General features: G+C 54.3%; 6 protein-coding genes, 2 tRNA genes and 3 rRNA genes. 3 read left to right on the forward strand and 8 right to left on the reverse strand.

The genetic code is table 11. The features are described from left to right. Window positions 1-176: 176 nt before the first annotated feature. From rrf to tyrS, 6 genes are all read right to left on the reverse strand, one after another. Window positions 177-292: ribosomal RNA gene (gene rrf, locus J7E41_RS26785) — 5S ribosomal RNA — on the reverse strand. A 162-nt stretch (window positions 293-454) separates the two neighbouring features. Next, window positions 455-3,346: ribosomal RNA gene (locus J7E41_RS26790) — 23S ribosomal RNA — on the reverse strand. A 249-nt stretch (window positions 3,347-3,595) separates the two neighbouring features. Continuing rightward, window positions 3,596-3,671, reverse strand: a tRNA-Ala gene (locus J7E41_RS26795). Between the two features lie 30 nt (window positions 3,672-3,701). Further along, a tRNA-Ile gene (locus J7E41_RS26800) sits at window positions 3,702-3,778 on the reverse strand. Between the two features lie 83 nt (window positions 3,779-3,861). Beyond that, a 16S ribosomal RNA gene (locus J7E41_RS26805) occupies window positions 3,862-5,398 on the reverse strand. The 16S, 23S and 5S rRNA genes sit together here with 2 tRNA genes alongside, the layout of an rRNA operon. 552 nt (window positions 5,399-5,950) lie before the next feature. Continuing rightward, window positions 5,951-7,150: a tyrosine--tRNA ligase gene (gene tyrS / locus J7E41_RS26810; RefSeq protein WP_169356626.1), complete on the reverse strand. Its 1,200-nt coding sequence runs from the start codon at window positions 7,148-7,150 to the stop codon at window positions 5,951-5,953. A gap of 211 nt (window positions 7,151-7,361) precedes the next feature. Here tyrS and J7E41_RS26815 point away from each other — a divergent pair, with 211 nt between their 5' ends. Further along, window positions 7,362-8,780, forward strand: a complete 1,419-nt coding sequence (locus J7E41_RS26815; RefSeq protein ID WP_214997261.1) for a peptidoglycan DD-metalloendopeptidase family protein — start codon at window positions 7,362-7,364, stop codon at window positions 8,778-8,780. A 3-nt stretch (window positions 8,781-8,783) separates the two neighbouring features. Continuing rightward, entirely contained in the window at window positions 8,784-9,875 is a 1,092-nt protein-coding gene (locus J7E41_RS26820; RefSeq protein WP_214997262.1) for an anhydro-N-acetylmuramic acid kinase, read from the forward strand. A 67-nt stretch (window positions 9,876-9,942) separates the two neighbouring features. Here J7E41_RS26820 and erpA read toward each other — a convergent pair whose 3' ends face one another. Beyond that, window positions 9,943-10,293, reverse strand: coding sequence for an iron-sulfur cluster insertion protein ErpA (erpA, locus tag J7E41_RS26825; protein WP_003176443.1), 351 nt, complete (start codon window positions 10,291-10,293; stop codon window positions 9,943-9,945). 164 nt (window positions 10,294-10,457) lie between these two features. Continuing rightward, window positions 10,458-11,492, reverse strand: coding sequence for an N-acetyl-gamma-glutamyl-phosphate reductase (argC, locus tag J7E41_RS26830; RefSeq protein ID WP_169356629.1), 1,035 nt, complete (start codon window positions 11,490-11,492; stop codon window positions 10,458-10,460). A 136-nt stretch (window positions 11,493-11,628) separates the two neighbouring features. Here argC and hemJ point away from each other — a divergent pair, with 136 nt between their 5' ends. Next, a complete protein-coding gene (hemJ, locus tag J7E41_RS26835; RefSeq protein WP_214997263.1) occupies window positions 11,629-12,057 on the forward strand; it encodes a protoporphyrinogen oxidase HemJ in 429 nt (142 codons plus the stop codon).

Genomic DNA, 12,057 nt, shown 5'->3' on the forward strand with positions numbered 1-12,057 from the left:
AAGTCTCAACAACGTCAGCATGCAGGTCTCGCCTCACAATGAGGCACGCATGATAGCTATGCGCGGGGTCATTGCATAGAAAGCCGGGGCTTTAGACAGACAGGCGCCCCCGGATACTTTTCGATCGCCCAAAACAAAACCCCATCTGCTTTCGCAAATGGGGTTTCGGAATTTAATCTTGACGATGACCTACTCTCACATGGGGAAACCCCACACTACCATCGGCGATGCATCGTTTCACTACTGAGTTCGGGATGGGATCAGGTGGTTCCAATGCTCTATGGTCGTCAAGAAATTCGGGTACCGAGTCGTGACCTGTTGGCCTCGCTTCAGCAAATTGGGTATGTAATAGATTTGTGTGTTATGCAAACTTTCGGTTTGTATCGTCTTCACACACCGCAATCTGGTCTCTTGGGCTTTTCAGCTCAGAGCATGCAAATTGCTTGGGTGTTATATGGTCAAGCCTCACGGGCAATTAGTATTGGTTAGCTCAACGCCTCACAGCGCTTACACACCCAACCTATCAACGTCGTAGTCTTCGACGGCCCTTCAGGGGACTCAAGGTCCCAGTGAGATCTCATCTTGAGGCTAGTTTCCCGCTTAGATGCTTTCAGCGGTTATCTATTCCGAACATAGCTACCCGGCAATGCCACTGGCGTGACAACCGGAACACCAGAGGTTCGTCCACTCCGGTCCTCTCGTACTAGGAGCAGCCCCTCTCAAATCTCAAACGTCCACGGCAGATAGGGACCGAACTGTCTCACGACGTTCTAAACCCAGCTCGCGTACCACTTTAAATGGCGAACAGCCATACCCTTGGGACCGGCTTCAGCCCCAGGATGTGATGAGCCGACATCGAGGTGCCAAACACCGCCGTCGATATGAACTCTTGGGCGGTATCAGCCTGTTATCCCCGGAGTACCTTTTATCCGTTGAGCGATGGCCCTTCCATACAGAACCACCGGATCACTAAGACCTACTTTCGTACCTGCTCGACGTGTCTGTCTCGCAGTCAAGCGCGCTTTTGCCTTTATACTCTACGACCGATTTCCGACCGGTCTGAGCGCACCTTCGTACTCCTCCGTTACTCTTTAGGAGGAGACCGCCCCAGTCAAACTACCCACCATACACTGTCCTCGATCCGGATAACGGACCTGAGTTAGAACCTCAAAGTTGCCAGGGTGGTATTTCAAGGTTGGCTCCACGCGAACTGGCGTCCACGCTTCAAAGCCTCCCACCTATCCTACACAAGCAAATTCAAAGTCCAGTGCAAAGCTATAGTAAAGGTTCACGGGGTCTTTCCGTCTAGCCGCGGATACACTGCATCTTCACAGCGATTTCAATTTCACTGAGTCTCGGGTGGAGACAGCGCCGCCATCGTTACGCCATTCGTGCAGGTCGGAACTTACCCGACAAGGAATTTCGCTACCTTAGGACCGTTATAGTTACGGCCGCCGTTTACCGGGGCTTCGATCAAGAGCTTCGCGTTAGCTAACCCCATCAATTAACCTTCCGGCACCGGGCAGGCGTCACACCCTATACGTCCACTTTCGTGTTTGCAGAGTGCTGTGTTTTTAATAAACAGTCGCAGCGGCCTGGTATCTTCGACCGGCATGAGCTTACGGAGCAAGTCCTTCACCCTCACCGGCGCACCTTCTCCCGAAGTTACGGTGCCATTTTGCCTAGTTCCTTCACCCGAGTTCTCTCAAGCGCCTTGGTATTCTCTACCCAACCACCTGTGTCGGTTTGGGGTACGGTTCCTGGTTACCTGAAGCTTAGAAGCTTTTCTTGGAAGCATGGCATCAACCACTTCGTTACCTAAAAGGTAACTCGTCATCAGCTCTCGGCCTTAGAATCCCGGATTTACCTAAGATTCCAGCCTACCACCTTAAACTTGGACAACCAACGCCAAGCTGGCCTAGCCTTCTCCGTCCCTCCATCGCAATAACCAGAAGTACAGGAATATTAACCTGTTTTCCATCGACTACGCTTTTCAGCCTCGCCTTAGGGACCGACTAACCCTGCGTCGATTAACGTTGCGCAGGAAACCTTGGTCTTTCGGCGTGGGTGTTTTTCACACCCATTGTCGTTACTCATGTCAGCATTCGCACTTCTGATACCTCCAGCAAGCTTCTCAACTCACCTTCACAGGCTTACAGAACGCTCCTCTACCGCATCACTTACGTGATACCCGTAGCTTCGGTGTATGGTTTGAGCCCCGTTACATCTTCCGCGCAGGCCGACTCGACTAGTGAGCTATTACGCTTTCTTTAAAGGGTGGCTGCTTCTAAGCCAACCTCCTAGCTGTCTAAGCCTTCCCACATCGTTTCCCACTTAACCATAACTTTGGGACCTTAGCTGACGGTCTGGGTTGTTTCCCTTTTCACGACGGACGTTAGCACCCGCCGTGTGTCTCCCATGCTCGGCACTTGTAGGTATTCGGAGTTTGCATCGGTTTGGTAAGTCGGGATGACCCCCTAGCCGAAACAGTGCTCTACCCCCTACAGTGATACATGAGGCGCTACCTAAATAGCTTTCGAGGAGAACCAGCTATCTCCGAGCTTGATTAGCCTTTCACTCCGATCCACAGGTCATCCGCTAACTTTTCAACGGTAGTCGGTTCGGTCCTCCAGTTAGTGTTACCCAACCTTCAACCTGCCCATGGATAGATCGCCCGGTTTCGGGTCTATTCCCAGCGACTAGACGCCCTATTAAGACTCGCTTTCGCTACGCCTCCCCTATTCGGTTAAGCTCGCCACTGAAAATAAGTCGCTGACCCATTATACAAAAGGTACGCAGTCACCCAACAAAGTGGGCTCCCACTGCTTGTACGCATACGGTTTCAGGATCTATTTCACTCCCCTCTCCGGGGTTCTTTTCGCCTTTCCCTCACGGTACTAGTTCACTATCGGTCAGTCAGTAGTATTTAGCCTTGGAGGATGGTCCCCCCATATTCAGACAAAGTTTCTCGTGCTCCGTCCTACTCGATTTCATGACTAAGAGATTTTCGCGTACAGGGCTATCACCCACTATGGCCGCACTTTCCAGAGCGTTCCGCTAATCTCAAAGCCACTTAAGGGCTAGTCCCCGTTCGCTCGCCACTACTAAGGGAATCTCGGTTGATTTCTTTTCCTCAGGGTACTTAGATGTTTCAGTTCCCCTGGTTCGCCTCTTACGCCTATGTATTCAGCGTAAGATAACCATCTTATGATGGCTGGGTTCCCCCATTCAGACATCTCCGGATCAAAGTCTGTTTGCCGACTCCCCGAAGCTTTTCGCAGGCTACCACGTCTTTCATCGCCTCTGACTGCCAAGGCATCCACCGTATGCGCTTCTTCACTTGACCATATAACCCCAAGCAATCTGGTTATACTGTGAAGACAACATTCGCCGAAAATTCGCATTCTTACTCATAAAGAGTAACTCACAAATTTTACCTTAGCCTGATCCGTTACCAGTGAAAGTAACGTTCAGTCTATCTTTCTATCACATACCCAAATTTTTAAAGAACGATCTAATCAAAGACTAGAAATCAACATTCACCATCATCACAATGGAATGCTCATTTCTAAGCTTTACCTGACAGAAGCAGTAGTGGTGGAGCCAAACGGGATCGAACCGTTGACCTCCTGCGTGCAAGGCAGGCGCTCTCCCAGCTGAGCTATGGCCCCGTATTTCTACAGGCGTTTCCCACACAAAATTGGTGGGTCTGGGCAGATTCGAACTGCCGACCTCACCCTTATCAGGGGTGCGCTCTAACCAACTGAGCTACAGACCCAATTTCGGGCTGCTTCTTTATCGTCTTCTTCAATGAATCAAGCAATTCGTGTGGGAACTTATGGAGCAGCTGATGTCGTCGATTAAGGAGGTGATCCAGCCGCAGGTTCCCCTACGGCTACCTTGTTACGACTTCACCCCAGTCATGAATCACACCGTGGTAACCGTCCTCCCGAAGGTTAGACTAGCTACTTCTGGTGCAACCCACTCCCATGGTGTGACGGGCGGTGTGTACAAGGCCCGGGAACGTATTCACCGCGACATTCTGATTCGCGATTACTAGCGATTCCGACTTCACGCAGTCGAGTTGCAGACTGCGATCCGGACTACGATCGGTTTTGTGGGATTAGCTCCACCTCGCGGCTTGGCAACCCTCTGTACCGACCATTGTAGCACGTGTGTAGCCCAGGCCGTAAGGGCCATGATGACTTGACGTCATCCCCACCTTCCTCCGGTTTGTCACCGGCAGTCTCCTTAGAGTGCCCACCATAACGTGCTGGTAACTAAGGACAAGGGTTGCGCTCGTTACGGGACTTAACCCAACATCTCACGACACGAGCTGACGACAGCCATGCAGCACCTGTCTCAATGTTCCCGAAGGCACCAATCTATCTCTAGAAAGTTCATTGGATGTCAAGGCCTGGTAAGGTTCTTCGCGTTGCTTCGAATTAAACCACATGCTCCACCGCTTGTGCGGGCCCCCGTCAATTCATTTGAGTTTTAACCTTGCGGCCGTACTCCCCAGGCGGTCAACTTAATGCGTTAGCTGCGCCACTAAGAGCTCAAGGCTCCCAACGGCTAGTTGACATCGTTTACGGCGTGGACTACCAGGGTATCTAATCCTGTTTGCTCCCCACGCTTTCGCACCTCAGTGTCAGTATCAGTCCAGGTGGTCGCCTTCGCCACTGGTGTTCCTTCCTATATCTACGCATTTCACCGCTACACAGGAAATTCCACCACCCTCTACCATACTCTAGCTCGTCAGTTTTGAATGCAGTTCCCAGGTTGAGCCCGGGGATTTCACATCCAACTTAACGAACCACCTACGCGCGCTTTACGCCCAGTAATTCCGATTAACGCTTGCACCCTCTGTATTACCGCGGCTGCTGGCACAGAGTTAGCCGGTGCTTATTCTGTCGGTAACGTCAAAACAGCAAAGTATTAATTTACTGCCCTTCCTCCCAACTTAAAGTGCTTTACAATCCGAAGACCTTCTTCACACACGCGGCATGGCTGGATCAGGCTTTCGCCCATTGTCCAATATTCCCCACTGCTGCCTCCCGTAGGAGTCTGGACCGTGTCTCAGTTCCAGTGTGACTGATCATCCTCTCAGACCAGTTACGGATCGTCGCCTTGGTGAGCCATTACCTCACCAACTAGCTAATCCGACCTAGGCTCATCTGATAGCGCAAGGCCCGAAGGTCCCCTGCTTTCTCCCGTAGGACGTATGCGGTATTAGCGTCCGTTTCCGAACGTTATCCCCCACTACCAGGCAGATTCCTAGGCATTACTCACCCGTCCGCCGCTCTCAAGAGAAGCAAGCTTCTCTCTACCGCTCGACTTGCATGTGTTAGGCCTGCCGCCAGCGTTCAATCTGAGCCATGATCAAACTCTTCAGTTCAAACATCTTTGGGTTTTTAAGAAACCCTAAACTTGGCTCAGCAATCGTTGGTTACATCTTTGATTTCTCGCGGAGTAACTTGTGATGCTGATAATCTTGTTGACTATCAGTCTGACTCCACAAGCACCCACACGAATTGCTTGATTCAGTTGTTAAAGAGCGGTTGGTTAAGATCTTTCGTCTCAACCGAGGCGCGCATTCTACAGCAGCCTCTGTTGCTGTCAAGCGGTTTGTTTAAGAAGTTTTCAAAGTTTCCTTTGTAACTTCAACCACTTGCGCTTCCGATCTCTCGTTAGCGGGAGGCGAATTCTACAGCGTTACACGCTGCTGTCAACACCTCTTTTTCTCCGCTTTCGACCGAGAAGATCGAACCGTTGATAGGGCTAAACAACACCGCCTTATCAACTCCTTCTGGGCTTCGATGATCTGAAGCAGCTCGCTGTCGAAACCTGCATAACTCTTTGTTTACCAAGGAGTTTTCCGTTTCGACTGCGCCGGAAGTGGGGCGAATTATAGACAGATATAAATCGCCGTCAACAGTTAATTTCAGGTTTATTCGGATTTAAGCGTAATACGCGCAAATGCCTTCTTCCCCGCTTGGCAAACATGAGTAGCGCCCAGCTCGTATATAAAGGTGCGATCCACCACCTCACCATCTATACGCACGCCACCGGAACCCAGAAGGTCCCGCGCCACTGCCGAGTTCTTCACCAGGCCCGCCTTATTAAGGACAGCGGCAATCGGCATGGCTTCGGTAGCAGCCAGCTCAATCTCAGGCAGATCATCTGGCAGCTCGCCATCCTTCATACGGTTACCCGCAGCACGGTGAGCATTGGCCGCAGCCTCTTCACCATGGAAGCGCGCAACGATCTCTTCAGCCAACTTGATCTTGACGTCCCGCGGGTTGGCGCCAGCTTCGACATCAGCACGCAACGCATTGATCTCATCCATCGAGCGGAAGCTCAACAGCTCGAAGTAACGCCACATCAACGCATCAGGGATGGAAACCAGCTTGCCGTACATCACACCTGGCGCCTCCTGGATACCCACATAGTTACCCAGGGATTTGGACATCTTCTTGACGCCATCCAACCCTTCCAGCAGCGGCATGGTCAGGATGCACTGAGCCTCCTGCCCATACGCACGCTGCAGCTCACGCCCCATCAAGAGATTGAACTTCTGATCGGTACCGCCCAGCTCGACATCTGCACGCAATGCCACCGAGTCATACCCCTGAACCAATGGGTAGAGGAACTCATGAATAGCGATCGGCTGGTTGGTGGAGTAGCGCTTATCAAAGTCATCGCGCTCGAGCATGCGAGCAACAGTGTATTGGGACGTCAGACGAATGAAATCCGCCGGCCCCATCTGATCCATCCAGGTGGAGTTGAATGCGACCTCGGTCTTGGCCGGATCCAGAATTTTGAACACCTGAGTCTTATAGGTCTCGGCATTATCGAGAACCTGCTCACGAGTCAGCGGCGGGCGCGTAGCACTCTTGCCGCTCGGGTCGCCGATCATCCCAGTGAAGTCACCTATAAGGAAGATCACCTGATGCCCCAGTTCCTGGAACTGGCGCAGCTTATTAATAAGTACCGTATGCCCCAGGTGCAGATCCGGCGCCGTCGGATCGAAGCCGGCCTTAATACGCAGGGGCTGGCCGCGCTTGAGCTTCTCGATCAGCTCGGCCTCGACCAACAGTTCTTCCGCACCACGTTTGATCAGCGCTAGCTGCTCTTCAACCGACTTCATAACAGACCCGCAAGGCTCAGATTCAAAAGGGAACCAACCATACAAGATCGGGGACTAATTACAAGTTTTGCCCTGCATACAGGCACCGTTCAGCAAGCCCAGCGTTCGCAGGCTTGCACCACGGATGATTTGGTTATATTTTATACAGTTATTTCATCTTCATCATGTCATTCATCTTTTCCATTTCATCTTTTCAAAGTCAAAATTACTTATGACCACTGAACCGTCTAAAGCGCCGCCGCTTTACCCGAAGACCCACTTGCTCGCCGCAAGTGGTATCGCCGCCCTTCTCAGCCTGGCACTCCTGGTATTCCCTTCCAGTGACGTAGAAGCCAAACGAACCACCTTAAGCCTTGACCTGGATAGCCCGGTCGAGCAACTGACACAAGATCAAGACGCATCCGACACGCTCCAAGCCACAAATGCTGCAACCGAGTCGCCGTTCGCGCAGATAGAAAACAGCACCGAAGACACCAAGGAAGCCGCCCAGCCACAGCCTGTACCCGTGGTAGAAACCGCCAAAGGCCCTCAGCATCGGGAAGTACTTGTTGCCAAAGGCGACACCCTTTCGACCCTGTTCGAGAAAGTCGGCCTGCCGTCATCCACTGTTAATGAGGTGCTGGCCAGTGATAAACAAGCCAAGCAGTTCACCCAGCTCAAACGCGGCCAGAAGCTTGAGTTCGAACTGACGCCCGATGGCCAGTTGAACAAGCTGCACAGCAATGTCAGCGACCTGGAGAGCATCGCGCTGACCAAAGGTGCCAAGGGGTTTGCCTTCAATCGAGTAACCTCCAAGCCTGTCATGCGCTCGGCCTATATCCACGGCGTAATCAACAGTTCGCTATCACAATCCGCCGCCCGTGCTGGTTTGTCCCACAGCATGACCATGGACATGGCCAGCGTATTTGGCTACGACATCGACTTCGCCCAGGATATTCGCCAAGGTGACGAGTTCGACGTGATCTACGAGCAAAAGGTCGCCAACGGTAAAGTCGTCGGCACCGGCAATATCCTTTCCGCGCGCTTCACCAACCGTGGCAAGACCTACACCGCCGTTCGCTACACCAACAAGCAAGGCAACAGCAGCTACTACACGGCCGACGGCAACAGCATGCGCAAAGCCTTCATCCGCACCCCGGTGGACTTCGCCCGTATTAGCTCGCGTTTCTCGATGGGTCGCAAGCATCCAATTCTGAACAAAATTCGCGCCCATAAAGGCGTGGACTATGCCGCCCCCCGTGGCACGCCGATCAAGGCAGCCGGTGACGGCAAGGTATTGTTGGCCGGTCGCCGCGGCGGTTATGGCAATACTGTGATCATCCAGCACGGCAATACCTACCGTACGCTCTATGGCCACATGCAGGGGTTCGCCAAAGGCGTCAAGACGGGCGGCAACGTCAAACAGGGCCAAGTGATTGGTTACATCGGCACCACCGGCCTGTCCACCGGTCCGCATTTGCACTACGAGTTCCAGGTCAACGGTGTGCACGTCGACCCACTGGGCCAGAAACTGCCAATGGCTGACCCCATCGCCAAGGCAGAGCGCGCGCGCTTCCTGCAGCAGAGCCAACCGCTCATGGCACGCATGGATCAGGAACGGTCCACCCTGCTGGCCTCGGCGAAGCGCTGAGCCATGGCTCTCTATATAGGTGTGATGTCCGGGACCAGCCTTGATGGCCTGGACATTGCACTAATTGAGCAGGATACAGCGATCAAACTGATCGCCACCCACTACATCCCCATGCCTGAATCCCTTCGTACCGAGCTGCTCGGCCTTTGCGCCAGCGGCCCGGACGAGATTGCCCGCTCGGCGATTGCCCAGCAACACTGGGTGACGCTCGCCGCCCAAGGCATTCACGCACTACTCGACCAGCAGAAACTAAAGCCCCAGGACATTCGAGCGATTGGTAGCCACGGGCAAACCATTCGCCACGAGCCTGCACGCGGATTCACGGTACAGATCGGTAACCCGGCGCTGCTTACGGAGTTGACCGACATAACCGTTGTCAGCGACTTCCGCAGCCGCGATGTCGCCGCAGGGGGCCAAGGTGCACCGCTGGTGCCAGCCTTCCATGAAGCACTGTTTGGCGAACACACAGGCAACCGCGCCGTATTGAATGTCGGCGGTTTCAGCAACCTCAGCCTGATTGAGGCCGACAAGCCTGTCGCCGGGTTTGACTGCGGCCCGGGCAATGTCCTGCTGGATGCCTGGATTCACCAGCAACGCGGTGAAAACTTTGACCGCAGTGGCCAGTGGGCTGCCAGCGGACAGGTTGAGCCGGTCTTGCTCAAGGCTTTGCTCAGCGACCCATTCTTCCTGACTCAAGGCCCGAAAAGCACAGGCCGCGAAGTCTTCAACCTGGGATGGCTGGAGCGCCACCTCGACCGGCTGCCAGGCTTCGTCGCCCAGAACGTGCAAGCCACACTGCTGGAGCTGACGGCGCAGACGATCGTCGAGTCCCTGCAAACTGCCCAGCCCCAGACTGAAACCTTGCTGGTCTGCGGAGGCGGCGCTCATAACACCACCTTGATGAACCGCCTGGCCAGCCTACTGCCTACCACCCAAGTCAGCAGCACTGCCACTTACGGCGTAGATCCCGACTGGGTCGAGGCCATGGCCTTCGCCTGGCTGGCCCACTGCTGCCTTGAAGGCATCGCCGCCAATCGCCCCAGCGTCACCGGCGCCCTCGGGCTTCGAGTACTCGGCGCGATCTACCCCGCCTGAACCCCAGACAGCAAAACGCCGCTTGGTCCTATCAAGGCCAAGCGGCGTTTTGCAAACTCGCTGACGATCAGATCGAGAACGAAGACCCGCAACCACAGGTTGTAGTCGCATTTGGGTTCTTGATCACGAAACGCGAACCTTCCAGACCTTCCTGATAATCCACTTCGGCTCCTGCCAAGTACTGGAAGCTCATCGGATCAACAACCAGGCTTACGCCTTCGCGTTCAACGATGGTGTCGTCATCGGCCACATCTTCATCGAAGGTGAAACCGTACTGAAACCCTGAACAACCGCCGCCCGTCACAAATACGCGCAGCTTCAAGCGATCATTACCCTCTTCATCGACCAGGCTCTTCACCTTGTGCGCAGCACCGTGGGTGAATTGCAAAGCCGTGGGGGTGAAGGATTCAACGCTCATGCTGATTATCTCCCGGCGTAGCGCCGCCATATGCGTGATGGTCGGCATTATCCGCTTCTCCTAGAAAAGCGGTCAACTATTGTTACGGTATATCAGTCTGCACAGCCGCCATTAAAAATACAAAAGGCCCGATCAACGGGCCTTTTGCGCATCTGCAGAAAACCTTAAGGCAGCATGCCTGCATGGGACAAGCCCATCTTTTCATCCAGACCAAACAAGATGTTCAGGTTCTGTACCGCCTGGCCCGATGCACCTTTGACCAGGTTATCGATGACCGACAGCACCACCACCAGATCACCATCTTGCGGGCGATGCACAGCAATACGGCACACGTTGGCACCGCGCACGCTACGGGTTTCCGGATGGCTGCCCGCCGGCATCACATCGACGAACGGCTCGTTGGCATAGCGTTTTTCAAACAACGCCTGCAAATCCACCGAGCGATCCACAACGGTCGCGTACAGCGTGGAGTGGATCCCGCGGATCATCGGCGTCAGGTGCGGCACAAAGGTCAAGCCGACGTCCTTGCCAGCGGCGCGACGCAGCCCTTGGCGAATTTCCGGCAGATGGCGATGCCCTTTGACCGCATAGGCCTTCATGCTTTCCGACGTCTCGGAGTACAAAGACCCAACCGCAGCACCACGACCCGCGCCACTGACACCCGACTTGCAGTCGGCGATCAACCGAGAAGTATCAGCCAGCCCCGCCTCCAGCAACGGCAGGAAACCCAGCTGCGTAGCCGTCGGATAGCAACCCGGCACCGCAATCAGACGTGCCTGCTTGATTTGCTCACGATTGACTTCCGGCAGACCATACACCGCCTCTTCAAGCAGCTCGGGAGCACCGTGAGGCTGGCCGTACCACTTGGCCCACTCATCGGCGTCCTGCAAACGGAAGTCCGCCGACAAGTCGATCACCTTGGTGCCGGCAGCCAGCAGTTCACCCGCCAGGGCATGGGCTACACCGTGGGGCGTGGCGAAGAACACCACGTCGCAAGCACCCAGGGTCTTGATGTCCGGAACCGAGAAAGCCAGGCCGTCGTAGTGACCGCGCAGGTTCGGGTACATATCGGCGACGGCCAGTCCGGCCTCGGATCGGGAGGTGATGACCACTACCTCAGCTTGCGGATGCTGAGCCAACAGACGCAGCAATTCGACACCGGTGTAACCCGTGCCGCCGACGATACCGACCTTGACCATAAACCTGCCCTCAACGAACCCACTGGAAAGCCGTCGATAATAGGGGCCGCATCGTCCTGCGACAACCGTCAACGTGACGTGCGGGCGCTTGAGCCACTACTATCTTCAGCTACCGTGAACCTGGGAATAACTAAAAATGCTTTATCTATGGGTCAAAACCTTTCATATCGTCAGCATCGTCTGCTGGTTTGCCGCACTGTTTTACCTGCCGCGCCTGTTCGTCTACCACGCCCAAAGCGAGGACACCATCAGCAAGGAACGCTTCTGCACCATGGAGCGCAAGCTGTACCGCGGCATCATGGGGCCGGCGATGATTGCCACCCTCGTGTTCGGCATCTGGCTGATTGCCCTCAACCCCGGCGTCTTCGCCCAGGGTGCCTGGATGCATGCCAAGCTGACGCTGGTAGTGCTGCTTATTGGCTACCACCATATGTGTGGCGCTCAGGTAAAACGTTTCGCTCGTGGCGAAAACACCCGCAGCCATGTCTTTTATCGCTGGTTCAATGAAGTGCCAGTTCTGATATTGCTGGCTATCGTAATTTTGGTCGTGGTCAAACCGTTCTAA

The organism is Pseudomonas fluorescens, assembly GCF_018614655.1.
Taxonomy (GTDB): domain Bacteria; phylum Pseudomonadota; class Gammaproteobacteria; order Pseudomonadales; family Pseudomonadaceae; genus Aquipseudomonas; species Aquipseudomonas fluorescens_BX.